We start from the raw sequence: 24,935 nt of genomic DNA, 5'->3' as shown, positions 1-24,935 counted from the left end.
GGCTGGCCTTTAATCATCGAATCAGAAGCGCTTACAGTGCCATCAGTTTGTCCAGCGACGGCGCGAAATAATAGCCGCCAGTGACTGGTTTGGTGAAACGCAACATCGCATCACGCTTACCATCGGTATCGCCAAACATACTCAGCAGTTGCTGCTCAATGTTATGTAAACGCGCGCAGTAGGCACAGAAATACAGACCGTGCGTGCCGCTGGCAGTGCCGTATGGCAGGCTCTGGCGAACAATCTTCAGTCCTTTGCCATCTTCTTTCAGATCAACACGGGTCAGGTGAGAAGTTTCCGGACGCTCATCGCCGTCAATCTCTTCGTTAGCTTCTTTGGTACGCCCGATCATCATCTCCTGATCGTGAACGCTCATACGGTTGAGTTGCTTCAGGTTGTGCTCCCAACGCTGCACAAATACATAGCTGCCGCCCGCATCCACGCCGTCTTTGATAACCGCCACTTCGCGGCGCGTCTCTTCACCCGCCGGGTTTTCAGTACCGTCAACGAAGCCGCTCAGATCACGCTCTTCAACCCAACGGAAGCCGTGGATCTCTTCTTTCACTTCAATGCAGTCACCAAAGGCTTCCATTGCCGCCTGAGCGACAGAGAAGTTTACGTCATGACGCAGAGAAAGAATGTGGATCAACACATCGAACTGGGTCGTCGGCGCAAGGCCTTTACCGTAGCCCGGAAAATCTTTCAGCTCTTCGGCCCCAACGCCGCCGCTCAGAGCACGCCAGGTGTTGTTACCAAAGGCAACCACCGCACCAAGATGCGCGTCCGGGAATTTCGCTTCAAAAGTTGCCAGTTTGTCGGCAAATGTTTTACTGGCCGCACGCAGGGCGTCAACTTCCCCTTTAACGTTGGCTTCGATCCAAATCGCCGCGCGGCAATGTTCTGGCAAAATGCCACTCTGAACCTGAGACATTGTTCCTCCTGAAAATAAGAATGCCACGCAATCCGTGGCATTGTTGGGCGCTATTTTACGTGTTTTTTTGCGGCGGCGGTTTGTTCAGACGCAAATTAACGCCGCCAGATAATTTTACTGACTTTCCAGTTTTTCAGGGTATCGTCCGAAGGCATTAACCCTTCAGGACCACTCCATTCCCCGCTGAACTGGTAGCTAATATGTTGACTGCCTTCGGCTTTACATTCGACAGCACGATTATCATCACCATCAGCTTTTTGGCAATTGCCAAATGCTTTGCTGTAAAGGTCGCTAAACGGTGTACCGATTTTAACACCGGTGTCAGCAGGAATATCGCTATCCAGCACATCAATGCGGCTGATCGTGCCCTGATCACCGTTAATCACCATCGCCACGCTGTCGCCTTTCATCACTTCAAAAAAGCGCACCACGTTGCCGTTCGCGGTTTTCATTCCGCTGCGCAGGCGATAATCGCCATCAAGCGCATCGGCAATGGCTTGTTCTTGCAGTGGTGTGGACGCCGTTAATTCACCCACGCCCTGCTCGCTCACTTTGGTGGACGACCCAAACCAGTTCCACGGGTTAGCGGCAGACCAGTTAACTGACGACATCGTGGAACAGCCGGTCAGCATCAACGGCATAGCGCATAACATTAAACGCAGCGATTTCATGTCACTTCCTTTGGTTATTCAATAACGTTGCTTGGAGTGCAAATTCACCAAAAAGTGCCGTTATTCTTTCTCAACAATAAAACAAGCGCGTAAACGTCGATTGGTCAAAAGCCAAATTAACGCCACTATATCCGCCACTACCAGCGCCAGACCAATACCGCTAACGGATTCACCGTTCAGCCACAGCCACGGTTGCCAGCAAAGCAAAACAAGCTGCGCCAACAGCAACAGAAAATAGAGTACATACCAGATGCGAGGAAACATAACCCGCCGACCGCTCAACAAAAACGCCAGCACCGCAGGAATGCCAGGAATCAACCCCAGCCAGAAATTATCGTGATCGGGATAAAACAGATTCAGCAGCGCAGTACCTTGCTCACGCGACGCACCGGCAATGACAAACAGCACCCAGGTTCGCGCCTGAAGCAACAGCACGAACCAGAAGAGAAAAGGTAAACGCAGGCGTCCGTGCGCATCATAATGGGCAGGATGAAACTCAGTACTCTTCATCTTCAATCAAACGCTTACCCAGACTCAGCACGTCGGCGTGTTCATAACCCAGACGCTCATACATGCCATAGACCATATCGTTATCTTCTGGCACGTTGATCTGAATTTTCGGGCAGCCACGAGCAATCAGCTTTTTCTCAAGCCGGTTAAGCAACGCGTTAGCAATGCCACGCCCACGAAACTCTGGATGCACACCAAGGTAATAAGCAGACCCGCGATGCCCGTCATAACCGCCCATCACCGTTCCCACCACTTCACCGTTCACCTCGGCGACAAGGAACAAACTGACGTCATGATGCATCTTACGTTCGATGTCCATTTCCGGATCATTCCACGGACGCAACAAGTCGCAACGCTCCCAAAGGGTGATCACCTCTTCGAAATCTGACTGGCGAAATACGCGTATCTCCATGGTATTGGTTACCTTTTTGGGCTTAAAACCGTGATTATGGCGTGAACAGGCGATTTAGCCAATATCTGACGAAAATCGATTGTAAAAGTGGCATAATTGTCAGTTGTCATTTATTGAAATGAAAAGTAAAACAATTCTCAACATCAAGCGGTCGTAACGGAATACGCGATACGATATAACATCTGGAACTTTATTATTACAACTCAGGCCGTATGAGCACTTTTAAACCACTAAAAACACTCACTTCGCGCCGCCAGGTGCTGAAAGCAGGGCTTGCAGCTCTGACGCTGTCAGGGATGTCGCAAGCCATCGCCAAAGAAGAACCTTTAAAAACCAGTAACGGACACAGTAAGCCGAAAGCCAAAAAAGCCGGGAGCAAACGGGTAGTCGTTCTCGATCCAGGCCACGGCGGAATTGATACCGGAGCGATTGGTCGCAACGGCTCGAAAGAAAAACACGTGGTGCTGGCGATTGCCAAAAATGTTCGTTCCATTTTGCGCAATCACGGCATTGATGCGCGTTTAACGCGTTCTGGCGATACGTTTATCCCGCTGTACGATCGCGTTGAAATTGCCCATAAGCATCGCGCAGATCTGTTTATGTCAATTCACGCCGACGGTTTTACTAACCCGAAAGCTGCCGGTGCTTCGGTATTTGCCCTCTCTAACCGTGGGGCAAGTAGCGCAATGGCGAAGTACCTGTCTGAACGCGAAAACCGCGCTGATGAAGTTGCCGGAAAAAAAGCGACTGACAAGGATCACCTATTGCAGCAAGTGCTGTTTGATCTGGTGCAAACCGATACCATTAAAAACAGCCTGACGCTTGGCTCGCATATTCTGAAAAAGATTAAGCCGGTGCATAAGCTGCACAGTCGCAATACCGAACAAGCCGCGTTTGTGGTGTTGAAATCGCCGTCTGTCCCTTCTGTGCTGGTGGAAACCTCGTTTATCACCAACCCGGAAGAAGAGCGGCTGTTAGGCACGGCGGCATTTCGCCAGAAAATCGCCACAGCGATTGCTGAAGGCGTGATCAGTTATTTCCATTGGTTCGACAACCAGAAAGCACATTCGAAAAAGCGATAAGTTATGAAACCCGACGCACACCAGGTTAAACAGTTCCTGCTCAACCTTCAGGATACAATTTGTCAGCAGTTGACCGCTGTCGATGGCGCAGAGTTTGTCGAAGATAGCTGGCAGCGCGAAGCTGGCGGCGGTGGGCGTAGTCGGGTGTTGCGTAATGGTGGTGTTTTCGAACAGGCGGGCGTCAACTTTTCACATGTCCACGGTGAGGCGATGCCTGCTTCCGCCACTGCTCATCGCCCGGAACTTGCCGGACGCAGTTTCGAGGCGATGGGCGTTTCACTGGTAGTGCATCCGCATAATCCGTATGTTCCCACCAGCCACGCGAATGTGCGCTTTTTTATTGCCGAAAAACCAGGTGCCGAGCCCGTCTGGTGGTTTGGCGGCGGCTTCGATTTAACCCCTTTCTATGGTTTTGAAGAAGACGCCATTCACTGGCACCGCACCGCCCGTGACCTGTGCCTGCCATTTGGCGAAGACGTTTATCCGCGTTACAAAAAGTGGTGCGACGAATACTTCTACCTCAAACATCGTAACGAACAGCGCGGTATTGGCGGGCTTTTCTTTGATGACCTGAACACGCCAGACTTTGACCACTGTTTTGCCTTTATGCAGGCGGTAGGTAAAGGCTACACCGACGCTTATTTACCGATTGTTGAACGACGCAAAGCGATGGAATACGGCGAGCACGAGCGCAATTTCCAGCTCTACCGTCGCGGTCGCTATGTCGAGTTCAACCTGGTCTGGGATCGCGGCACGCTGTTTGGCCTGCAAACTGGCGGGCGCACCGAGTCTATCCTGATGTCAATGCCGCCGCTGGTACGCTGGGAGTATGATTATCAGCCAGAAGCAGGCAGCCCGGAAGCGGCGTTAAGTGAGTTTATTAAGGTCAGGGATTGGGTTTAATATCATGAAAATAAAAGAAAAATAACCCTATGTTTGTGGCTTGAAATTAATTCTGTTTAATTTGTGTGCCATAGTGACACCCTAATATCTAATAATAATCTCTTTCGACTTAATATCCTCAGGCAAGGAGCGCCTCTATGACTCACCGTATTCCCTGTAAAAGCCCCGCTTGTACATCAACCATTCTGCCACAAACCGCAGCGCGTACTAACGGATACTGCATGCCCTGCGAGCAGGCCCAACAGCAACGTGAGCACGACGAATATATCAAGAAAAACAAAAAGATCGTGAATGCGTTTGCTGGGTTAAGCGATCCGGTAGCCATGCTGAAATTAATTCACCAACCGCGGAAATTCGATGCGTTAATCGACTGGACTCCCTGCCCCGTTCCCACAGATGCCCTGTATCAACAGTTGACCGCCGATCAAGCGCAGCTGATGGCTGATTACGCCACAGAACGCTTTGCATCTGGTGAATATAAACTCGCTCAGGAGATTTGGCTTTGTCTGGCAGCATTTACCCAGGCCAATCTGGATGCGTATTTCAGAGAATGGATCTCTTATGATGATTTGGACGCTTATTCTCCCCTGCCTTTCCACCGCGCCCCAGCGGATGTTCGCGATACGCTGTTAGAACGGGTTGAGGTTGATGCAGAAAACAGAAATTTTATTCTGCAATGTCTGGCATGGATTGGGGATGACGTTGTTGTTGAACGTTTTGCCTACTGGCGCAATAACCCGCCGCTGTGGCGCAGTTCACTTTACATCGCGCCAGAAGAATATGCGCATGAGGCCGGTTGGGAGTTAACCGCTGAAGGGCAGAGACGTAATCTCTATTTTCCTCACTGTTTTCATCTGGAGATGAAAAACACCGGGTGTTGCGAAGCTTTGCGTGTTGTTGATGAACGCAACGATACCTGTCCAAATTGCGCATTGCCCCTAACAAATCTTTTCGACGTTGACCTGAAGGCAACGGGTCTTAGCGATAAAGGCAGGTTTCGCGTCGTGACGTGTGAATGTTGTACCACCTATAGCACCATTTTCGGTTATATAGACTCACGGGGTAACGCTCATTTGTCTGCAAAAAATATCCCGCCTGCCTGGCTGCCGGATGATGTATCGGAATGGCGTCGACTCCCTGTAAACAGCATGAGACAGGGAAACCTTAGGTCACCGTTATTTGCCGCAGACCCATTTTTACCTGTCTCTTTCTCGCAACTTGGCGGGCATCCAACCTGGATTCAGGACGCGGAATATCCTCTCTGCCCGGAATGCTCCCGCTCAATGACGTTTCTTGCGCAACTGGATTATGCCGATATTGAACAATACGGCGAAGGGATAATTTACACGTTCATCTGTCCAGAGTGCCAGACAACAGCGACGTCTTATCAGCAGTCGTAGGAATTATTTATCGCGAGCGACAAAGGGAGCGATTAAAAATGTCAGACACATCACATAAAGAAAGTAAATGGCACCCTCATCTGGATATGAGTTTTCTGGGATGCGTGCTGGCATTTGCTATGGAAGTTTATTTTGAAGAACACATTTTTATTCCCCACGGTGGAGGAGCAAGTTTTGGATTGATAGCACTCATCGTTATTAATTTTATGACTATCCCGGTAGTGATCGTGGTAACAACACTAATTTGCTATTTATTTGAAATTTCGCGAAAGCGCGTAAATTGTATGTTGGTATTCCTGCTGGCGTGTATTTTGACAATTGTCGGTTTGTTTATCGCCTATCCCGTTGGGCAATAAAATACATAGCAATTCAACGTAATTTGTAACTTCACTATGGACCGGATCAAACACCATCCTCATCCGGCCCTCACCCTCACTCCAGTTCCTGCATCCGCTGATGCAGCGTCAGTGAAGGCTTTTCTGCAAACAATTGCTGATAATCCGTGGCAAACTGCCCAAGATGCCAGAATCCCCACTGCATGGCGGCGTCTTTTACCGTCATACTTTGCGACCACGGGCTAATCAGTTCACGGCGCACGGCGTTCAGGCGAATGCGTTTCAGCCACGCGTTTGGGCCAATGCCCAAAATAGCGTGAAATGCGTTTTGCAAGGTGCGGCGACTGACGTGCAGTTGATTACACAAATCCAGCACCGTCACCGGTTCGGACATGTTTTCCAGCACATATTCACGGGCGCGGGAAAGCAACCGACGGTAACTCTGATGACTGATGCTTTCCACCGTCACCATTGGCTGCGCTTCTTCCAGCATCGCCCCCATCGCCATTAGCAAATTATCCCCCAGCACTTTTCGCACTGCAGGCTGATGGAGATTTTCCGGGTTCTCGCAAAATGTCGCCAGAGCCTGTTGGATAAAGCCCCACAGCGCGGCTTTATGCTGCTCTTTCACTTCCAGCGCCGACTGGTTACGTAACATATGCAGCACCCTTTCCGGGTTATGCAAAAAGTTAGCCTGCCGGGTGATGACATCTTCAGAAAGCACCACGCCAAGGATCGTGTAATCGTCCGGCGTACTTAATTCAAACTCGGTTCCTCCAGGGCGCGTCGCAATTTCTGCGCTTCCCAGACATTGCGAACCGATAAATCCCTGCTCACCGCGCGTCGCCGGAATGCCAAACCAGAACGAGTTCGGCCAGACCAGGCACGACTGACGCAGCGCCAGCCCCGTGTATTCACGGAAAACCTGAATATCATCGAGCAGAATTTCCGTAAATTCACCATGAAATTTGCCCGGATGAAGCTGATCGTAAATCTGCTGCCAGGCGGTAATCGTCAAAGCATGTTCATAGACATCCGTTGTCTGTCGTTGATGAACATTATCCACTTCGACCTTCGGCGTGAGCTTCAGGTTTTCGGGTAAGGGTTCATGATAAAGATGGTGCAAATTGGCTGTACGGGTCTTTTTCATGATGTTAATGCCGGGTGTTGTAGGACACCCGGCACCTCCGACAGGTTAATGGGGCTTGAGACGATAACGACTACTGCGTTTACGTAACGTCCCTGCAGAAAAGAGCTGTTCGAGCGCATTTCTGGCTTTTTCCAGCGGCCAGCCAAAGTGGGCAGCCACTTCTCCTGCCGTCATTCCCTGACGTACTGATGTTAACAGCGCCAACAACTCGTCAGCAGATTCCGCGACGATAACTGGCGCGTCGGGTTCCTTTACGGGTTGCTTCGGCTGGCGGTTAAAGCCAGTAACCAGCCACTGGGTGTCATCGTCTGGCCGACCGATCTCCTTACGGCTGATGACACGCCCGGTACGCATCGCGGCAGCACAACCTGCGTCCAGCGCCGCACGACACGCCGCCAGATCGCCTTCCACCACCAGCGTTAGGCGACCAGGGTCAAGCACTTCGTGACTGAGCAGACGAACGTTAGCTGCTTTGAGCATGGCATCCGCTGCATCTATCGCGGCGATCATGCCGTCCACTTCCAGCAATCCCAGTGCATTGATCATCGGCAACCTCCGTTACGCACGCTGGATTGGATTACGCGCGATTTCCAGCACTGCATCGGTAAAGGCGTTACAGGCTGCTTTACACGCGGCCTGGCTACCGGTTAAAAATGCTGCCGAGTAGTTGGTTTCAGACGGTGGCGGGACATAGGTCACCAGCTGCACGTCGGCAGATTTCAACGCTGCATCAATGCCGTAGGTCGCTTCCAGCGGCGGTGCCACCAGATACGCCAGCGGATCACCAAGTGTGATCCCGGCGGTTGATGAGAGATAAGAACCGGTACGCGAAACGACATGCGCCAGGAAGGCTGTGTTTTCTGCATCATTAGCCCACTGGAAAGCAGCGCCATTTTCAATATGCGCAACCATCGCATCCAGACCGGCACGCACTTCCGCCGGGTTTGGCCCCCCGAGCATAATCAGCACTTTACCGGCAGTCGGTGACGGCCCGTGTGCAGCTCCCGCATACAGCGAGCGACCATACACGACTTCAACCATCGCCTGCTTGGTCGCTTCGTCAGCCGCAATGTAGGTGACGTCATCGGAATCAGCAGAAATCAGCCCGAGGCTACGAATATGCGGCGGCAATTTCAGTTCACGCGCAAATTCGGCGTTAACAGAGGCAATCACCCGCATGGCGGTTACCGACGGTCGAATCAAATCTAAAGCTGGCATGATGCCTCCTTATCGGGTCATGTTGATGCCGGATGCTTTCTGCTCCAGCATACGTTTCGCCAAATCCACAATGACGGCGGCGGCTTCAACCGGCGGCGTGCCGCCCTGGTGAATGTTAGAGATACAGGTACGGTCGGCCTCAACGGTGGTTGCCATACACGGCGAGTAAACGGCGTAGCAGGAGAGACTTTCTGACTGCCCCAACCCCGGACGTTCACCCACCAGCAGGATCACCACTTTCGCGCCAAGAAGTTCGCCAATCTGATCTTCAATCTTCACGCGACCGTAACGCACAAAGAACGGTGTGCCGACTTTCAACCCGGCCTGTTTCAGGCCCGCCATCAGCGGTGGCAGAATCTCTTCATAGTTCACGGTGATCGCATCAGTAGATAGACCATCGGAAATAACCACCTGTACGTCCGGATTGGCAACACACTGCGCTTTCAGCGCTTCAACAGCCTCTGCACACAAGCGGCGGCCCATATCCGGGCGAGTCAGATAGAGATTTTTGTCGCTAATTTCAGAGCGGACCTCCAGCAAGCCCTGCGCTTTCACCCACTCTTCCGGCACTTCTTTCAGTACGGTGTCTTTCGAACGAGAGTGATCGGCCAGGAAACGCAACAGCGCCTGGGTACGCGGACGCGGACCAGCACGACCGGTACAGACGCGAGCCACGGTGCTGCGGCGCAGTTCTGTTAATACGTCTGCGCGATGCGGGTTTTCAACGCCAATCCACGCTTTTGCTTCCGCGGAACCTAAATCCAGCGCGCAGCTTTCCGAGGTCACCGGTGCTGCACAGGTGGTAGTGGCGCATTTTGCTTCTGACGGCGCGGGGGCCGCTTGTCCCATTGACGCCATCACGCTGCGTACAATTTCTTCAATCTGTTTTTGATCCATGATGTGTTATCTCCGCGTCATCAGAAGAACAGTGACGGATCGCCCGCCCGTTTGGTCAGGCGACCGTTTGCCATAATGCCCATGCTTTCCAGCCAGCGTTCAAACTCCGGTGACGGGCGCAGGTTGAGTAACTGACGCACAGTGGCGGTGTCGTGGAAGGCCGTAGTCTGGTAGTTGAGCATGATGTCATCACCCAGCGGCATCCCCATGATGTAGTTACAGCCTGCGGTGGCGAGCAGGATCATCAGGTTTTCGTTGAGGTTCTGGTCAGCGTCAGCGTGGTTGGTGTAGCAGCAGTCACAGCCCATAGAGATGCCGCTCAGTTTGCCCATAAAGTGATCTTCTAAGCCCGCACGGATAATCTGGCGGTCGTTGTAGAGATACTCCGGCCCAATAAAGCCGACCACGGTGTTGACGATAAATGGATCGTAATGACGCGCCAGCCCGTAGTTACGCGCTTCCATCGTCACCTGGTCAGCGCCGAAGTTAGCGCCAGCGGACAACGCAGAACCTTGCCCGGTTTCGAAGTAGAGGCAGTTTTCCCCGGCGATACGGTTGAACTCCGCGCCCACTGCGCGCGCTTCGTCGAGCATCGCCAGCTCTACGCCAAACTCTTTCAGCCCTTTTTCACTGCCGCAGATACTCTGGAAAATCAGCCCGCCCGGCGCACCGCGACGAATCGCTTCGATCTGGGTGGTGACGTGCGCCAGTACGCAGCCCTGGGTTGGAATATTGAATTTGTCGATCACGCCATAGATGGTATCCAGCACGCGGCTTAAGTTTTCCACGTCGTCAGTCACCGGGTTAACGCCGATCACCGCATCGCCCACCCCGAAAGAAAGCCCTTCGTAGATTTGCGCGGCGATACTTTGCACGTCGTCGCGGGTATCGTTTGGCTGCAAACGGGCGCTGAAGGTGCCCGGAATACCAATAGTTGTATTGGCCTTTTTGATTACCGGCATTTTCTTCGCGCCGTAGATCAGGTCCGCGTTAGAGCAAATCTTCGCTACCGCCGCGACCACTTCCGAGGTCAGCCCTTTGCGGGTAAAAGCAATGTCGTCAACGCTGGTTTCATCACTCAGCACATACTCACGCAGCTCGCTGATGCTCCAGTTTTTAATCTGGTTGTAGGCCGTTTCGTTAACGTCGTCCTGAATCAGCCGCGTAACGCAGTCATCTTCATAGGCAATCACCGGATTATTGCGGATGTCCGCTACGGTCATTTCCGACAACACCTGCTTTGCCGCCACGCGCTCCTGTGAACTTGCCGCTGCAACGCCCGCCAGCACATCCCCCGAACGCAGTTCGTTGGCTTTAGCCAGCACCTCTTTTACATCCTTAAACTGATATACATTGCCGAACAATGTGGTCTTTAGTTTCATAAGTCGTTCCCTCAGGAAGGAAATGCGAGTGATTTCACCGTCACCGGCACAACCGATCCGCCAAAAAGAGGCGTACCAATGTCGATATAGTCCCCCGCGCGGACAATCACTTCGTCAATGACTGCCAACGGGAGTTGTTGTAGCTGTGGGCGCAACAACATGCCCAGAGCTTTACCAAAGTCCTGCCCGGCCACCACCAGCAGGGGATGCGGATTCGGAAAACGCGCGACGAAATCGACCAGCGCGTTGATGACCGTCAGTACCGCGGCGTAACGCACAGGCAGCGAGGCGGGAAGCGCCAGCACGTACGCGTCAGTTTTGGGGCAAAGATCCAGCTGAATCAGCGCCTGTTGCCAGGCACTCACCAGATCCGTTTCATCAATTGGGATCGCCACCGGCAAATTGCGCAGCGGCAGTTGTACGCCCTCCAGCCAAATTGTGCTGCCAGAAAGCGATAGCGTATGCGCGCCCGCGCCAATCACCGTGGCGCGCACGGTTTGCGCCGGAAACTGCACGTTCATCTCACGCAGGCGCGGATGGTCATGCAGCGCCGTTGCCAGAAGCGGGCCGATATCGGCAAAACAGAACGGGTCGGCGGGCTGGTGGCGATAACATTCGCCCACGCCGCCAGAAAGCGTAATGATTTCGGGCGTAACACCTGCGGGCAGCAAACCGGTTTGCATCAATGCCTGCGCGAGCGGTGAGAGCGTTCCGTCAATCACGTCGACAATCAGTTCCGCCATCCGCCGGGTAACCTGCACCAGCTGCGCGCCGGTCAGCGAACGGGCGTCAGTGCCTGCACCGAAGCACTCATCCACTATCATCTGCCCCGGTTTATGAGCGTAAACCACGCGCCCCTGGCTGTCGGTTTCCAGCAGGCGACCGCCGACGTTGAGGCAAGCGGTGCCGCTGATTTTTCCGGCATCGAACAGGGCGTAGTTCGCGGTGCCACCGCCAATATCGATATTCAGTACCCGACACAGCCGTTGTTCAGAAAGGGTTTGCGCCCCGGCACCGTGACCGGCGATCACGGATTCGAGATGCGGCCCGGCGCTGGCGACGACAAAATCGCCAAGCGACTGGGAGAGCGTCATCACCGCCGGGCGAGCGTTGCGGGTTTTCGCGCTTTCACCGGTGATGATGATGGCACCAGAATCAACACTTTCCGGCGCAATGCCCGCAGCCTGATATTGCTCCAGGATTAAGGTTTTCAGTTCCGCTTCTTTTAAACCACCCTGTTTATCGACAGGGGTAAAGAACACCGGGCTTTGCCAGCTAATTTCGCGTTTGATGAATTCGTAGCGCGGCACCTGCGACACCGCCGCACGGTTAACCAGCTCCAGGTGGGAGAAGATCACCTGGGTGGTGGTAGTGCCGATATCGATACCGACGCTCAGTAGCTGGCGAGTGTTCACGATTGTGCCTCCGCTTCGGTTTTAGCCGCGGTCGCGTCTTCTTTTGGCACCAGCATCATCGCCACGCCAATCGCCGTTACGCCGCCGATCAACTTGCCGACAATCATCGGGAAGATCATGGCGTTCATGTTGGCAGCGGCGAAGCCTAAGTGGTCGCCCAACGCGAAGGCTGCAGAAACGGCGAAGGCGCAGTTGATCACTTTGCCGCGAATGTCCATCTGCTTCATCATGACGAACATCGGGATGTTGTTGGCAAGCGTTGCTACCATACCTGCTGCCGCGATGTTGTTCATATTCAGCATTTTACCGACGCGCATCAGCGGTTTTTCAAACCAGCGAGTCAGCAGCAGTACCATCGGGTACGCCCCTAAAAGAACGCAGGAGATAGAACCGATAACTTCAATGGCGCGCATCACTTCGCCGGGTTTGTCACCAGGGGCCATGAAGATCGGATCCAGACCGGGGATCAGTTCCCAGCCAAGGAGGAATTTCACTACCGCAGCGGCAAGACCGAGGGTGATCAATGCAACGAGGAATTTGGCGAAGATCTGGAAGCCGTTGATCATTTTTTCCGGGATGAATTTCAGCCCTAGCGCCACCAGCACCGCAACGATAAGTACCGGGATCATATTCATCAGGATAAGCGCAAAGGTGAATTCCACCGGCTGCCCGTTGATCTGCACACCGGAATACATAGCTACCAGACCTCCAGCGATACAACCAATCGGAATGGTCACTATGCCCGCCAGCACGCCGAGCGCCAGATAACGGCGGTCAGAAGGTTCGATAATGCCGAGCGCCACCGGAATGGAAAACACAATCGTTGGCCCCATCATCGATCCGAGAATTAACCCAGAGTATAGCCACGCTGCCACATCGCCGCCCGCCAGCTCTTTCGCGAGGAAGAAGCCGCCCATGTCGCACGCCAGCAGCGTTCCGGCGAACATTGATGGGTTAGCGCCGAGCATTTTGTAGATCGGGATGATCACCGGCCCGAGTACGTGGGCCAGAACAGGCGCCAGCGCGGTCATTCCGACCATCGCCAGGCCCAGTGCGCCCATTGCCATAAAGCCTTCTTCAAACTGCCCGCCGGATCCTTCGATACTTTTACCGAACTTACCGAGGAAACGAGCAGAACCGCCGAACTGCGACAGGATCCTGTCTACGGTAGCTATCAGCATAAAGAACATCATGATGTACATGATGATTTCGTTAATTCCCATCGCCTTTACTCCCTGTTAATTGTTATTTATTAGCGGATGCGGCGTGAACACCTTATCCGCCCTACATGTGCAATCCCCCAGGCCGGATAAGACGCGACAAGCGTCGCATCCGGCATTTATTGCGCCGCTGCGTACAGTCCGACAATCTGTTCCAGGCTGGCTGTACGCGGGTTACTGCGCAGACAAATATCGTCCTGCGCAGCCTGCGCCCATGCACCGTAATGCGCAGATGTCGCGCCAACATCGCCCAGCCGTTTACCAATCCCGACTTCCGCAATCAGCTCACTTACCGCGTTAATAGCGTCACGATCGTCTGATTTTTTAGTTCGCAGCGCCCGACCAATCTGACTAAACCGTTCGCGACAGACCATCCGGTTAAACTCCATCACCGTGGGCAGCAGCATGGCGTTCGCCAGTCCGTGCGGAATATGCAGCGCCGCCCCCGGCTGATGCGCCATCGCGTGACATAACCCAAGTCCGGCACTGGAAAACGCCATTCCCGCCATGCATGATGCGAGCAACATACTCTCGCGCGCGGCAAGGTCGTGACCGTAGCCCACTGCTTTCGGCAGTGATTTACCAATCATCGCAATGGCGCCAATCGCCAGGCTGTCGGTAAACGGTGTGGCGTTCAGCGCGCTGTACGCTTCAATGGCATGAGTTAACGCGTCGATACCGGTCATTGCCGTGACATGCGACGGCACGCCTTCGGTCAGCGCGGCGTCGAGAATCGCCACATCCGGCATCAGCGAGGCATGGGCTAACACCTGCTTGCGCCCGCTCACCGCGTCGATAATCACCGTTACGTTGGTGGTTTCAGAGCCGGTTCCGGCGGTAGTTGGAATGGCAATCAACGGCAGGCGCGGTTGCAGAACGCTGGTTTCTGACATTTCTGCCAGCGTGCTATCGGGATTCGTTACCAGCAACGCCACGGCTTTTGCCGCATCCAGCACCGAGCCACCGCCAAACGCGATCACCCCATCACAGCCTGATTCACGCAACTGCGCCACGGCTGCACACACGTCAGTGATGCACGGTTCGCCCACCGGACATGGCCAGAGCGTCATGGCGATACCTTTAACGGCCAGGCTACGCGTCAGCCCGGCGGTCATCCCTGCCTGATGCAAAAAGCTGTCTGCCATCACGAACAGATGTTTCAGCCCACGCGTTTGCGCTTGCTGTCCGCAACTGCTCACCGCGCCCGGACCGCAAAGCGTCACCGGTGGAACGCTAAATGTTTTTACCCGTTGCAGATTCAGGGTATCGAACGCCTGAAAGAGCGCGGTCTGCAATTCATTTTGCATAGATCCCCTCCGCTTTCTCTCGCCCGCTACTGGCGATCGCCAGCGGGGTCATAAACAAACTGTGCTGCGGTAGATGCACCTGTAACGCCGGGAATTGTTTGCGAAACAGTTCCGCCACGCCCGGTTGCATACAGGAACCGCCCGCCAGCCATAAATCAGTGATGCCCTGCCCTTCAATATGCCGGGCAACAATGTCCGCCATTTTTTCGTACACCGGTTTCACCACGGGCCAAATCTCTTCACCATGACCGCGCTTGTACTGCTCTGCCTCTTCCAGCGAAATAAGGCGATTTCCGGCGAGAGTCAGAGAGATGTGATGTCCGCCAGTGGCTTCATCCGCCGAGTACGTCACTTTGCCCTTTTTCACGATGGCAATGCCGGTAGTGCCGCCGCCAATATCCACTACACCTGCGTTGTCCAGTTGCAGTAGATCCGCGACTGCGGTTGGCTCATCCAGCACATGGCTCACTTCCAGCCCGGCAGATTCCAGCACGTTGATGGAAATACGCGGGTCCGTACCTGGAGGAAAAGAGGTCGCCGCATGGCTAAAACGGCGACCGAATTGCTGCTCGAGCGTGTCGAGATGGCGACGAACAATGGTGACCGCACCGAAGAAATCCCAGACGATGCCGTCGCGGACCACATCAGCCCAGTCGAGGCATACCGCTACCGGCTGACCGTTGCGGTCGACAACCATCGACACCACATCGCAGGTGCCCAGATCCACCCCTAACCACAACGGAGACTCCGTGGTGGCGGGCGTCTGGTTACACAGCGTTGCCGCCGTTTGCAGCCGCGGGGTAAGCCATTGTTCGTCGTGCGCCATCGGTTACTCCTTAAACAATGCGAAACGCATCGACTAATACACAGCGACGCAGACGGACAAACGTACGCGCGCTGGTTACCCCTTCACCGGTTGGCGTAGTGATGGTCATCGTGGTCCAGCCTTCCCCGCCCAACCCCAGCCCGGCAATGCACGGTCCGTTCTTAACGAAAATACTGGTATCAATGGCGTTCGCCATTTGGTTCATGTTCTCGATATTGCGCGAGTGCATTGCCGCCGTGTGGTGGCAACCGCCTTCCAGTTTCACCGCCAGCGCAATGGCATCCGCCACGTTGGCGACGCGCACGACCGGCAGCACTGGCATCATCAGTTCGGTCATGGCAAACGGATGTTCTGCGGGGGTTTCTACAAACAGCAAGCGCGTTTCTTGCGGCACGTTCAGGCCGATTGCCGCCGCGATTTTCGCCGCATCGCGACCCACCCAGTCACGGCTGACGGTGCCTTTTCCGCGCTCATCGATATTTTTCAGCAACACCGGTTGTAACTGCTGTGCCTGTTCTGCGGTCAGTTTCACCGCATGCTGGCCTTCCATCAGACGCATCAGTTCATCGGCTACGCTATCAACAACAATCAGCACCTTTTCATCGGCACAAATAATGTTGTTATCGAAAGAAGCGCCTTTGACGATAGACTGAGCGGCACGGGCGAGGTCGGCGGTTTCATCCACCACCACCGGCGGGTTGCCAGCACCTGCGGCAATCAGACGTTTATTGGTGTGTTTGCGCGCCGCTTCCACCACCGCTTCGCCGCCGGTCACCACCAACAGACCGATGCCCGGAAACTTGAATAAGCGTTGCGCGGTTTCGATATCTGGATTTGCCACAGTAACCAGTAAGTTTTCCGGCCCGCCTGCGGCAACAATCGCCTGGTTGAGCAACGTAATAGCCCGTTGAGAGACTTTTTTCGCCGCCGGATGCGGGGCAAAAATGACGCTGTTGCCCGCGGCAATCAGGCTGATGGCGTTATTAATTACGGTTGCCGCCGGGTTAGTGGAAGGCGTCACCGAAGCCACCACGCCCCAGGGCGCGTTTTCAATTAGGGTCAGGCCGTTGTCACCAGTCAGCACCTGTGGAGAGAGGCACTCAACGCCTGGCGTACCGCGCGCCTGAGCGACGTTTTTGGCAAATTTATCTTCTACGCGGCCCATACCCGTTTCACTGACGGCAAGTTCCGCTAAATCTCTGGCGTGTTTTTCGCCTGCTTCACGAATAGCGGCAATGGCTAACTGGCGCATTGCCACGCTCTTTAACCCTTGCTGGGCAATTTTGGCTGCCGCAACGGCGTCATCCAGGGAAGCAAAAACGCCCATCTCATGAACGGAGGCGGGCGGCGTGTCACTGCTTTGCATTTTCAGCAGTACCGCTTTCACCACCTGTTCAATATCCTGTTGATTCATGATGTTCTGCCTTATTTGTGGAAAATTACCTGACCGCCAGAGACCACCTCATCGACAATGCCAATTACGCACAGATCGACCGGTGACGTTTCGCTTTTATGCGCCTGGCGGGCGGAACTGCCACTCACCAGCAACACCCACTCCCCGGTTCCCGCGCCAATATTGTCGATGGCGACAGCACATTGCCCGTCAGGATTACCTTGTGGATCAATCATTTCCACCATCAGCAATTTGTCATGCGCCAGTCCGTGATGGCGTACGGTACAAACAATTTGTCCTGTGACGACTGCCAGTTTCATACCCGCCTCCGTGGCGTATTTCAGGTAAAAGCTCCCCCTACCTTCCGCGGAAGGTAAAATGAAACAGGAGAGAGCGTGACGCCCGGATCGACGTCACACAGGGTGATTACAGGTTGCTGCTATCGCCTTTCAGGCCGATCGGGAAGACCTCTTCCAGGTCGCCGTGCGGACGCGGGATAACGTGTACAGATACCAGCTCGCCGATACGCTGCGCCGCTGCGGCACCGGCATCGGTCGCCGCTTTACAGGCTGCAACATCACCACGAACCATGGCAGTACACAGGCCGCCGCCAATCTGCTTAACACCAACCAGCTTGACGCGCGCAGCTTTCACCATCGCGTCAGAAGCCTCAATCAGTGCAACCAGGCCCCGGGTTTCGATCATTCCTAATGCTTCCATTGTGCTTTCCTCTTTATCAGGGTCCAGAACGGGACCGTTCATTCAACCAGTGTTTGTAAACTGCTTTCGCGGTTCACTTCTGTCTGACGCGGCACAGCTGCCACCAGCGCCAGCTCGATAATTTCCTGCACGCTACAACCACGAGAGAGATCGTGCATCGGCGCGGCAAGTCCTTGTATCAATGGCCCGACGGCACGATATCCGCCAAGTCGTTGTGCGATTTTGTAGCCAATATTTCCCGCCTCCAGCGACGGAAAAACCATCACATTGGCTTTGCCTTGTAGCGGGCTGGCTGGCGCTTTTTGCGACGCCACTTCCGGCACAAAGGCGGCGTCAAACTGCAACTCGCCATCGACTACCAGCTGCGGCGCGCGCTCACGGACGATTTCTGTCGCCTGCTGGACGTTGGCAACGCAGGGGTGACGGGCGCTGCCGTTACTGGAAAACGACAACATCGCCACGCGCGGCTCTTCTCCGGTGATGGCGCGCCAGGTTTCGGCGCTGGCAAGCGCGATATCTGCCAGCTGCGCCGCCGTCGGCTGTGGCACTACGCTGCAATCGGCAAAGCCCAATGCGGGGCCACTGTACTGTGGCAGCATCAGGAAAATGGAGGAGAGCGTTTTACAGCCTGGCTGCAAGCCGATAACGCGTAATCCGGCACGCAGCACATTCGCCGTGGAAGAGAGATTGCCCGCGATACAGACATCCGCTGTCCCGGCGCTGACCATTGCGGCAGCGAACATCAGCGGATCGGTGAGTTTTTCCAGCGCATCCGGCGGCGTTTTTTCGCCCGCACGGGCCAGCCAGCGGAGAGCAAATTCTTCCCGCATTGCGAGGTTGCTATGAGGATCAATCACCTGTAGCCCGTCCATCGCCATGCCGTGACTGAGCGCAAACTGACGAAGTTCAAACGGATTGGCGACCAGAATGGGCGTTGCCAGACCTTGTTGATGTAAATATTGCGCAGCTTTCAGCACACGTTGATCTAACGCATCCGGAAATACCACTCTGGCGGGCGCTCGCAACGCCAGTTCACGACAACGTTCAATAATCATTGCGTTTCCCCCAGTCGTTGTTGGATCTGCTTCACCGTTAGCGGCTGCTTCGTTACGCTCAAAATCATCATCACGTAAACCGTGCTGGAAAGGCGGTTCAGCGCCTGCAAGATGTCCGGGCGTAATACTTCAAAACTACGGGTAATAAACACCTGCGCCGCGACGGTTTCGGTTTCCCGCACTTTGGTGCGTAGCAGATTCAGCAACGCCGCATCGCGTCCGTGGCTGGCTTCCGGCACCAGATGATCGTGGTCGAGATAACGCAGTGGCTGGTGAGAAAGCCGATGCAGATCTTCGTCAGAAAACCCGACAATCGCCTGGCAGCCCAGCGGTTCGCCCAACACATCGGCACGCATAATGTTGCCAAGACGCGAACGGATATCCGCCAGCCACGGCTGCCACGGTTCTGTCAGTTCAATTTGCAGCCACACTACCAGCGCAATGGTGCTGTCGAGAACAGCGCGAAAACCCAGGCGCGGATCGCTTTTGGCGACCATTTTTTCCGCCGACAGGTGAGTCAGCGTGTCCGGCTTTTTCGCCACTGGCTGGTGACACAGTTCGCAGCACGCCTGCGGATGTTCATCGCTACTGGTCAGCCCATGAACGGGCTGTAGCTGCTGCTGTTCATCGTCAACAAACAGACGGCCCTGCTCGTCAATAAACTTGATGCGGAGATGGCGACTTTCCAGTAACTCCCGGGCAGAGGGCGTCAGGCGACTGTCCGCAGGGAGATGGATCTCTGCGCCTTCGCTGAGCGTATGGTTCGCTCTTAGCCATGCTTCGGTGATGAAATCTTTCATAGGGATTGCCAGTTAGCCGGCCAGGCGACATACAGGAATTTCACGCTGGATGTCGTACCAAATTCGATGCTGGAACCTTTCGGGATAAACATCACGTCGCCTGCTTTAGCGATCATGGTTTCGCCTTCATGGCGAACATGCAGCTCCCCTTCCAGTACCATGTCGATTTCGTCGTAGTTCAGGGTCCACGGGAAGAAGGCGTTCTCCCACTGCATAAAACCGGCGGCCATGCTGCTGCCGTCGTCTCCGGTCACGAGATCAGTCAAGCCTACGCAGTGCGGTTCCGCGCCATCGAAACGACCAAACTTCACGCTGCTGCCATCAATAACTTTGATGCCGCCTTTGCCGGTCACCGATTTAAAACTCGGCTGCATTGCCCCCTGCTCCAGCGACTGTTTTTCCTTCATCACTTTTTCCATCAGCTGCGCGACCAGGCTTTCGGTAAACTGGCCTTCCGGCAGCTGGGCGATGATGGTTTCGCGGATACGCTGGCTTTCAGTTTTATCGGCAGGCACGCTGACGGGAACAGATGCCGCTACTGGCGTCGATTCAGTGCATTCGGTGATGGTAAACCCCAACAAGTCCGCCACTTCGCGGGCTTCCGGGGTAATAATGCTGGCGCGCAGAACCACAGACATTGCCTGTTCGCCGCGCGCATGTGCTTCACGAATATCATTCGCTGTGATGAGTTTTTTCACCTGCTTCCTCCTGTTCGGTGAGAGATGCCAGATAATCCACCAGTTGCTGCACGCTTTGCGGGTCATGGTTGTTTAGCGCGAAAATTGGCTCTTCAAAGCCAGTCTCAAGCAATAACTGTCGCGTTGCGGTGACGTCAGCATCCGGCATGTCCGTTTTACTGATGACGGCGATTTGCCGTTTACTGGCGCCAATATCCAGCAGCCCGGCAGGTAATCGGCTTTCCGGATCATTCGCGCCGTGGACATATATCAGCATGTCCACATCCTGTAGCGTGGTTATTAAGGCGTGATACCAGCGGGGATGGCTAAAATATTCACCCGGAGTATCAATATCGCCATTATCATTAAATTCCACGGCCTGTGTTTTTCTGGCGAGGGTATAATCTCCCTGCAACGCATTAAATAACGTTGTTTTTCCTGCCCCGACGCTACCCACAAACGCAATTCGCTTCATGAATGCCTCGTATTAACTTTTGGTCATTTCACACAGCGTATAATTTAATAAACGCCCTAAACCGCTGACGGTTTGTGATAAAGCTTCTTCGACTGCGCCCACCGAGCCATAAATCACTAGTGCGCCGCTAAAACGGTCGAGGAAACCGATATGCACATCGGCAGCTTTCAGTGCTAAATCACCGGCGATCATCGCCGTTTCGCCGGGAGTTAGCGTCATAATGCCGATTGCGCCCGCATCCGGAACGCCGATTTTCTTCGCCAGTTCTTCGCCGGGATGCGCAATGAGATGCGCCAGTGTGACCTGTTTGCCGGGCACAAATTCCTGAATGATGCGTTCTTTATCCATGAGTCGCCGCCTGTGAAAAACTTGCATGTATCGTGACAATTTTTCGTCAGAGTAAATAACAAAATTCGGCAAGCGAGTTTAAAAGGTGAGGTAGATCACTAAGAATGGAGAGATATTTACTGTTATGCATAAACTTTCATATGCAACGTATGAATATAAAAGAAATAATATCGAGATATTTTTGTATACCACAATTTTTTATTATTCTAAAAACAGGTAATAATCTTTACTAATATATTGCAGTAACATCGCTTACCCTGAATATTCAGGGTAAGCGTGATAATTAAACAAGAATTACAGCGGCTGAGTCTGCGCTTCAACCACCGCCAGGGCCACCATGTTCACGATACGACGTACGGAAGCGATCGGCGTTAATACATGAACAGGTTTCGCTATTCCCATTAATACCGGGCCAACGGTGACACCTTCCGAACTGGAAACGCGTAGCAAGTTGTAACTAATACGCGCCGCTTCCATGTTCGGCATAACCAAAATATTGGCAGCACCTTTCAGTGGACTGTCCGGCATCCGGTCGCTACGAATAGCCTCTACCAGCGCCGCATCACCGTGCATTTCGCCATCAATCATCAGTTCAGGAGCTCGCGCTTTAATAAGTTCCAGCGCTTTACGCATTTTGCTGGATGACGGGCAATTAGAGGAACCAAAGTTGGAATGTGACAGCAGCGCCACTCGTGGCTCAATACCAAAACGGCGTACCGTTTCAGCCGCCATCAGGGTGATTTCTGCCAATTCTTCGGAATCAGGTTCATCGTTGACATAAGTATCTGCAATAAAGGTGTTACCACTGGGCAGTAAAAGTGCATTCATCGCCCCGGCGGTATGCGCTCCTTCACGGTAACCAAAGACATTTTTCAGGATTGCATAATGCTCGTTATAGTCACCAATGGTGCCGCAAATCATTGCATCTGCTTCACCACGATGCACCATGATTGCGCCAATTACTGTTGGGTTACTGATCACCGCTCGCTGTGCCTGTTCCTGCGAAACGCCACGACGCTGCATGATCTTGTAGTACTCACTCCAGTACTCTTTAAAGCGCGGATCGGATTCGTTATTGACGATCTCAAAATCGACGCCCGCCTGAATATGAAGCCCCAGTTTCTTGATCCGCATTTCGATCACATTTGGGCGACCAATCAGGATCGGTTTTGCCAGACCCAATGTGATCAGTTCCTGAGTGGCGTGCAGGATACGAACTTCTTCCCCTTCCGGTAATACAACACGTTTCGGCGCTTTACGGGCCTGGGAGAAAATAGGCTTCATGAATAAGTTGGTTTTGTAGACAAACTCGGTCAGCTTATCGACATAAACGTCGAAATCCGCAATCGGCCGCGTCGCTACTCCAGAATCCATTGCAGCTTTTGCCACCGCAGGTGCGATCTTGACGATCAGACGTGGATCGAACGGTTTCGGAATAATATATTCCGGACCAAAGCTCAGATCCTGATCACCATAAGCAGAAGCAACGACTTCGCTCTGTTCAGCGTGAGCAAGTTCGGCAATCGCGCGTACCGCCGCCAGTTTCATCTCTTCATTAATCGCTGTTGCGCCTACATCCAGCGCTCCACGGAAGATGAACGGGAAGCAGAGCACATTGTTAACCTGGTTCGGATAGTCAGAACGACCAGTACAGATAATGGCATCCGGGCGAACTTCTTTTGCCAGTGGTGGCAGGATTTCTGGTTCCGGGTTTGCCAAAGCAAGGATCATTGGCGCACGGGCCATTTTTTTGACCATTTCTTGCGTCAGCACTTTCGGGCCAGAGCAACCGAGGAAAATATCAGCCCCTTCAATCACATCATCGAGAGTGCGTTTTCCATCATCAACCACCGCGTAAGCCGCTTTGGTTTCTGCCATGTTGGGTTCACGTCCCTGATAAATAACGCCTTTCGAGTCACAGACCACAATATTGTGTTTCTGCATCCCCAGTGCCACCATCAGGTTCATACAGGCGATAGCTGCTGCGCCCGCACCGGAAACTACCATTCGCACATCAGAGATGTTTTTCTCGACTACGCGCAATCCGTTGATAATTGCCGCTGTGCTGATAATGGCCGTACCATGCTGGTCATCGTGGAACACCGGAATATTCATGCGCTCACGCAGCTTCTGCTCAATATAGAAGCACTCAGGCGCCTTGATATCCTCAAGGTTGATACCACCGAAGGTTGGCTCCAGAGCTGCCACAACATCAATAAATTTGTCCGGGTTTAGCTCATCAACTTCAATATCAAAGACATCAATACCTGCGAATTTCTTAAACAGAACGCCCTTACCTTCCATCACTGGTTTGCCTGCCAGCGCACCAATATTGCCCAGTCCCAGTACTGCCGTACCGTTAGAAATTACTGCGACCAGATTGCCACGGGCGGTGTATTTGTAAGAGGCCAGTGGATCTTTTTCGATTTCCAGGCAAGGAGCGGCAACGCCAGGTGAGTAAGCCAGCGCCAGATCGCGCTGCGTTGCAAGAGGTTTGGTAGGAGAAACCTGGATTTTCCCTGGTACTGGAAATTCATGAAAATCAAGAGCGCTTTGTTTTAATTGGTCATCCATTGGGTATTCCTTTCACGTATCGTTCGATTAAGTTGTACAGCTACCGCTAACGCGCCGCACATTATTACCTTCCTACAGGTCACAGACTTTGAGCAAGTCCAAAATATCATCATTCAAATAAAGTATTGGCAATAATCCTATAACACTGCTGTTACGTGTATAAATCCGCAAGATCATGCCTGTCTGCTATGCTTTTTTGATGTGTTTACCTGATTTTCTCAGAAGTGTGAGCTAAAGCACTCATCTAAGACTTTACTTTTCAAGGAGTATTTCCATGAACGAGTTAGACGGCATCAAACAGTTCACCACCGTTGTGGCAGACAGTGGCGACATCGAATCTATTCGTCATTATCAACCCCAGGATGCCACCACAAATCCATCACTATTACTGAAAGCTGCCGCATTAGAGCAATATGGTCACTTAATTGCTGATGCCATCGCATGGGGTAAGAAAAACGGTAAAACCCAGGAACAGCAGGTCGTTGCTGCCTGCGACAAACTGGCGGTTAATTTTGGTACAGAGATTCTGAAAATTGTCCCCGGACGTGTATCAACTGAAGTTGACGCCCGACTTTCTTTCGATAAAGAAAAAAGTATGCAAAAAGCCCGTCATCTGGTGGAACTCTATCAGCAGCAGGGCGTGGATAAATCGCGGATTCTGATCAAACTTGCCGCCACATGGGAAGGAATTCGGGCCGCAGAAGAACTGGAAAAAGAAGGGATTAACTGCAACCTGACACTGCTGTTCTCCTTCGCGCAAGCCCGCGCCTGTGCCGAAGCTGGCGTATTTTTGATTTCACCTTTTGTCGGGCGAATCTATGACTGGTATCAGGCACGCAATCCGATGGCCCCGTATGTCGTGGAAGAAGATCCGGGTGTTAAATCGGTGCGCAATATCTACGACTACTACAAGCAGCATCGCTACGACACGATAGTAATGGGTGCCAGCTTCCGTCGTACTGAGCAAATCCTTGCTCTGACAGGATGTGATCGCCTGACCATCGCCCCGAATCTGCTAAAAGAGTTGCAGGAAAAGGTGTCGCCAGTGGTACGCAAGCTGATCCCGGCATCACAAGCTCTCCCCCGTCCAGTGCCAATGACAGAAGCGGAATTCCGCTGGGAACACAATCAGGATGCCATGGCAGTAGAAAAACTTTCTGAGGGTATCCGTCTGTTTGCCGTTGACCAACGAAAACTGGAAGACCTGCTTGCCGCTAAATTCTAAAAAACCAGC

27 protein-coding genes are annotated in these 24,935 nt (G+C 53.3%); 5 read left to right on the top strand and 22 right to left on the bottom strand.

The window, feature by feature from the left end; genetic code table 11:
• Positions 1-31: 31 nt before the first annotated feature.
• From yfeX to EFER_RS03795, 4 genes are all read right to left on the bottom strand, one after another.
• A complete protein-coding gene (yfeX, locus tag EFER_RS03810; protein ID WP_000084590.1) occupies positions 32-931 on the bottom strand; it encodes a porphyrinogen peroxidase in 900 nt (299 codons plus the stop codon).
• Between the two features lie 95 nt (positions 932-1,026).
• Positions 1,027-1,602 (bottom strand): RpoE-regulated lipoprotein, encoded by a 576-nt coding sequence (locus EFER_RS03805; protein WP_000838952.1) that lies wholly within the window; start codon positions 1,600-1,602, stop codon positions 1,027-1,029.
• Between the two features lie 60 nt (positions 1,603-1,662).
• A complete protein-coding gene (locus EFER_RS03800; protein WP_012599962.1) occupies positions 1,663-2,112 on the bottom strand; it encodes a DUF2919 domain-containing protein in 450 nt (149 codons plus the stop codon).
• Positions 2,099-2,524, bottom strand: coding sequence for a GNAT family acetyltransferase (locus EFER_RS03795; protein ID WP_001625616.1), 426 nt, complete (start codon positions 2,522-2,524; stop codon positions 2,099-2,101). Before EFER_RS03795 ends, EFER_RS03800 begins: the two co-directional genes overlap by 14 nt.
• A gap of 212 nt (positions 2,525-2,736) precedes the next feature.
• On the opposite strand from EFER_RS03795, the gene amiA reads away from it, so the two are divergent.
• The 4 genes from amiA (at position 2,737) to EFER_RS03775 (ending at position 6,265) form a co-directional block, all read left to right on the top strand.
• Positions 2,737-3,606 (top strand): N-acetylmuramoyl-L-alanine amidase AmiA, encoded by an 870-nt coding sequence (amiA, locus tag EFER_RS03790; RefSeq protein ID WP_000102904.1) that lies wholly within the window; start codon positions 2,737-2,739, stop codon positions 3,604-3,606.
• 3 nt (positions 3,607-3,609) lie between these two features.
• Positions 3,610-4,509 (top strand): oxygen-dependent coproporphyrinogen oxidase, encoded by a 900-nt coding sequence (hemF, locus tag EFER_RS03785; RefSeq protein ID WP_000801373.1) that lies wholly within the window; start codon positions 3,610-3,612, stop codon positions 4,507-4,509.
• A gap of 137 nt (positions 4,510-4,646) precedes the next feature.
• A complete protein-coding gene (locus EFER_RS03780) occupies positions 4,647-5,909 on the top strand; it encodes a DUF1963 domain-containing protein (protein ID WP_000149703.1) in 1,263 nt (420 codons plus the stop codon).
• A gap of 38 nt (positions 5,910-5,947) precedes the next feature.
• Positions 5,948-6,265, top strand: a complete 318-nt coding sequence (locus EFER_RS03775; protein ID WP_001285747.1) for a hypothetical protein — start codon at positions 5,948-5,950, stop codon at positions 6,263-6,265.
• Between the two features lie 76 nt (positions 6,266-6,341).
• Here EFER_RS03775 and eutR read toward each other — a convergent pair whose 3' ends face one another.
• The 18 genes from eutR to maeB all read right to left on the bottom strand — a co-directional run bounded on the left by eutR (position 6,342) and on the right by maeB (position 23,701).
• On the bottom strand, positions 6,342-7,394 hold the full coding sequence (eutR, locus tag EFER_RS03770; protein WP_000753718.1) for an HTH-type transcriptional regulator EutR: 1,053 nt from the start codon (positions 7,392-7,394) through the stop codon (positions 6,342-6,344).
• 45 nt (positions 7,395-7,439) lie between these two features.
• Positions 7,440-7,940: an ethanolamine utilization microcompartment protein EutK gene (gene eutK / locus EFER_RS03765; RefSeq protein ID WP_012599960.1), complete on the bottom strand. Its 501-nt coding sequence runs from the start codon at positions 7,938-7,940 to the stop codon at positions 7,440-7,442.
• A 12-nt stretch (positions 7,941-7,952) separates the two neighbouring features.
• Complete coding sequence (gene eutL / locus EFER_RS03760; RefSeq protein ID WP_001111050.1) at positions 7,953-8,612, bottom strand: ethanolamine utilization microcompartment protein EutL; 660 nt, start codon at positions 8,610-8,612, stop codon at positions 7,953-7,955.
• 9 nt (positions 8,613-8,621) lie between these two features.
• Positions 8,622-9,509, bottom strand: coding sequence for an ethanolamine ammonia-lyase subunit beta (gene eutC / locus EFER_RS03755; protein ID WP_000372323.1), 888 nt, complete (start codon positions 9,507-9,509; stop codon positions 8,622-8,624).
• Between the two features lie 20 nt (positions 9,510-9,529).
• A complete protein-coding gene (eutB, locus tag EFER_RS03750; RefSeq protein ID WP_000769961.1) occupies positions 9,530-10,891 on the bottom strand; it encodes an ethanolamine ammonia-lyase subunit alpha in 1,362 nt (453 codons plus the stop codon).
• Positions 10,892-10,902: 11 nt separating this feature from the next.
• A complete protein-coding gene (gene eutA / locus EFER_RS03745) occupies positions 10,903-12,306 on the bottom strand; it encodes an ethanolamine ammonia-lyase reactivating factor EutA (RefSeq protein ID WP_001097494.1) in 1,404 nt (467 codons plus the stop codon).
• Complete coding sequence (eutH, locus tag EFER_RS03740; RefSeq protein WP_000512412.1) at positions 12,303-13,529, bottom strand: ethanolamine utilization protein EutH; 1,227 nt, start codon at positions 13,527-13,529, stop codon at positions 12,303-12,305. Before eutH ends, eutA begins: the two co-directional genes overlap by 4 nt.
• Positions 13,530-13,645: 116 nt before the next feature.
• Positions 13,646-14,833, bottom strand: coding sequence for an ethanolamine utilization ethanol dehydrogenase EutG (gene eutG / locus EFER_RS03735; protein ID WP_001178775.1), 1,188 nt, complete (start codon positions 14,831-14,833; stop codon positions 13,646-13,648).
• Positions 14,823-15,659, bottom strand: a complete 837-nt coding sequence (gene eutJ, locus EFER_RS03730) for an ethanolamine utilization protein EutJ (protein WP_000929745.1) — start codon at positions 15,657-15,659, stop codon at positions 14,823-14,825. The genes eutG and eutJ overlap by 11 nt, the downstream gene beginning before the upstream one ends.
• A 10-nt stretch (positions 15,660-15,669) precedes the next feature.
• The gene (locus EFER_RS03725) at positions 15,670-17,073 is read right to left on the bottom strand and encodes an aldehyde dehydrogenase family protein (RefSeq protein WP_001075705.1); all 1,404 of its coding nucleotides are present in this window, start codon (positions 17,071-17,073) and stop codon (positions 15,670-15,672) included.
• Positions 17,074-17,084: 11 nt separating this feature from the next.
• Positions 17,085-17,372, bottom strand: coding sequence for an ethanolamine utilization microcompartment protein EutN (eutN, locus tag EFER_RS03720; RefSeq protein WP_000762196.1), 288 nt, complete (start codon positions 17,370-17,372; stop codon positions 17,085-17,087).
• Between the two features lie 106 nt (positions 17,373-17,478).
• Positions 17,479-17,772, bottom strand: a complete 294-nt coding sequence (gene eutM / locus EFER_RS03715; protein ID WP_000387713.1) for an ethanolamine utilization microcompartment protein EutM — start codon at positions 17,770-17,772, stop codon at positions 17,479-17,481.
• Between the two features lie 38 nt (positions 17,773-17,810).
• The gene (gene pta / locus EFER_RS03710) at positions 17,811-18,827 is read right to left on the bottom strand and encodes a phosphate acetyltransferase (RefSeq protein ID WP_000582955.1); all 1,017 of its coding nucleotides are present in this window, start codon (positions 18,825-18,827) and stop codon (positions 17,811-17,813) included.
• Positions 18,824-19,627 (bottom strand): ethanolamine utilization cob(I)yrinic acid a,c-diamide adenosyltransferase EutT, encoded by an 804-nt coding sequence (gene eutT, locus EFER_RS03705; protein ID WP_000651274.1) that lies wholly within the window; start codon positions 19,625-19,627, stop codon positions 18,824-18,826. The genes pta and eutT overlap by 4 nt, the downstream gene beginning before the upstream one ends.
• Positions 19,624-20,325: an ethanolamine utilization acetate kinase EutQ gene (eutQ, locus tag EFER_RS03700; RefSeq protein ID WP_000733930.1), complete on the bottom strand. Its 702-nt coding sequence runs from the start codon at positions 20,323-20,325 to the stop codon at positions 19,624-19,626. Before eutQ ends, eutT begins: the two co-directional genes overlap by 4 nt.
• Complete coding sequence (gene eutP / locus EFER_RS03695; RefSeq protein ID WP_000820758.1) at positions 20,300-20,779, bottom strand: ethanolamine utilization acetate kinase EutP; 480 nt, start codon at positions 20,777-20,779, stop codon at positions 20,300-20,302. The genes eutQ and eutP overlap by 26 nt, the downstream gene beginning before the upstream one ends.
• Positions 20,780-20,791: 12 nt before the next feature.
• Positions 20,792-21,127: an ethanolamine utilization microcompartment protein EutS gene (gene eutS / locus EFER_RS03690; protein ID WP_000356956.1), complete on the bottom strand. Its 336-nt coding sequence runs from the start codon at positions 21,125-21,127 to the stop codon at positions 20,792-20,794.
• 294 nt (positions 21,128-21,421) lie between these two features.
• Positions 21,422-23,701, bottom strand: coding sequence for an NADP-dependent oxaloacetate-decarboxylating malate dehydrogenase (gene maeB, locus EFER_RS03685; protein WP_000342616.1), 2,280 nt, complete (start codon positions 23,699-23,701; stop codon positions 21,422-21,424).
• 274 nt (positions 23,702-23,975) lie between these two features.
• Between maeB and tal the strand changes: the two genes are divergently transcribed.
• The gene (tal, locus tag EFER_RS03680) at positions 23,976-24,926 is read left to right on the top strand and encodes a transaldolase (protein WP_001003739.1); all 951 of its coding nucleotides are present in this window, start codon (positions 23,976-23,978) and stop codon (positions 24,924-24,926) included.
• The last annotated feature ends 9 nt before the right edge of the window (positions 24,927-24,935 follow it).

The organism is Escherichia fergusonii ATCC 35469 (assembly GCF_000026225.1).
GTDB classification, from domain to species: Bacteria; Pseudomonadota; Gammaproteobacteria; order Enterobacterales; family Enterobacteriaceae; genus Escherichia; species Escherichia fergusonii.
The sequence above is the reverse complement of the archived record's forward strand: the minus strand, read 5'-3'. Positions and strand labels throughout refer to the sequence as shown.

Coding starts and splice junctions, on each gene's coding strand:
- maeB (WP_000342616.1), bottom strand. CDS start 23,701: ATGGATGACCAATTAAAACAAAGCGCTCTTGATTTTCATGAATTTCCA.
- eutG (WP_001178775.1), bottom strand. CDS start 14,833: ATGCAAAATGAATTGCAGACCGCGCTCTTTCAGGCGTTCGATACCCTG.
- eutB (WP_000769961.1), bottom strand. CDS start 10,891: ATGAAACTAAAGACCACATTGTTCGGCAATGTATATCAGTTTAAGGAT.
- EFER_RS03725 (WP_001075705.1), bottom strand. CDS start 17,073: ATGAATCAACAGGATATTGAACAGGTGGTGAAAGCGGTACTGCTGAAA.
- eutR (WP_000753718.1), bottom strand. CDS start 7,394: ATGAAAAAGACCCGTACAGCCAATTTGCACCATCTTTATCATGAACCC.
- tal (WP_001003739.1), top strand. CDS start 23,976: ATGAACGAGTTAGACGGCATCAAACAGTTCACCACCGTTGTGGCAGAC.
- EFER_RS03800 (WP_012599962.1), bottom strand. CDS start 2,112: ATGAAGAGTACTGAGTTTCATCCTGCCCATTATGATGCGCACGGACGC.
- eutJ (WP_000929745.1), bottom strand. CDS start 15,659: ATGGCGCACGACGAACAATGGCTTACCCCGCGGCTGCAAACGGCGGCA.
- yfeX (WP_000084590.1), bottom strand. CDS start 931: ATGTCTCAGGTTCAGAGTGGCATTTTGCCAGAACATTGCCGCGCGGCG.
- EFER_RS03805 (WP_000838952.1), bottom strand. CDS start 1,602: ATGAAATCGCTGCGTTTAATGTTATGCGCTATGCCGTTGATGCTGACC.
- EFER_RS03775 (WP_001285747.1), top strand. CDS start 5,948: ATGTCAGACACATCACATAAAGAAAGTAAATGGCACCCTCATCTGGAT.
- hemF (WP_000801373.1), top strand. CDS start 3,610: ATGAAACCCGACGCACACCAGGTTAAACAGTTCCTGCTCAACCTTCAG.
- eutH (WP_000512412.1), bottom strand. CDS start 13,529: ATGGGAATTAACGAAATCATCATGTACATCATGATGTTCTTTATGCTG.
- eutK (WP_012599960.1), bottom strand. CDS start 7,940: ATGATCAATGCACTGGGATTGCTGGAAGTGGACGGCATGATCGCCGCG.
- EFER_RS03780 (WP_000149703.1), top strand. CDS start 4,647: ATGACTCACCGTATTCCCTGTAAAAGCCCCGCTTGTACATCAACCATT.
- eutC (WP_000372323.1), bottom strand. CDS start 9,509: ATGGATCAAAAACAGATTGAAGAAATTGTACGCAGCGTGATGGCGTCA.
- eutM (WP_000387713.1), bottom strand. CDS start 17,772: ATGGAAGCATTAGGAATGATCGAAACCCGGGGCCTGGTTGCACTGATT.
- eutL (WP_001111050.1), bottom strand. CDS start 8,612: ATGCCAGCTTTAGATTTGATTCGACCGTCGGTAACCGCCATGCGGGTG.
- eutN (WP_000762196.1), bottom strand. CDS start 17,372: ATGAAACTGGCAGTCGTCACAGGACAAATTGTTTGTACCGTACGCCAT.
- eutT (WP_000651274.1), bottom strand. CDS start 19,627: ATGAAAGATTTCATCACCGAAGCATGGCTAAGAGCGAACCATACGCTC.
- eutP (WP_000820758.1), bottom strand. CDS start 20,779: ATGAAGCGAATTGCGTTTGTGGGTAGCGTCGGGGCAGGAAAAACAACG.
- pta (WP_000582955.1), bottom strand. CDS start 18,827: ATGATTATTGAACGTTGTCGTGAACTGGCGTTGCGAGCGCCCGCCAGA.
- EFER_RS03795 (WP_001625616.1), bottom strand. CDS start 2,524: ATGGAGATACGCGTATTTCGCCAGTCAGATTTCGAAGAGGTGATCACC.
- eutS (WP_000356956.1), bottom strand. CDS start 21,127: ATGGATAAAGAACGCATCATTCAGGAATTTGTGCCCGGCAAACAGGTC.
- amiA (WP_000102904.1), top strand. CDS start 2,737: ATGAGCACTTTTAAACCACTAAAAACACTCACTTCGCGCCGCCAGGTG.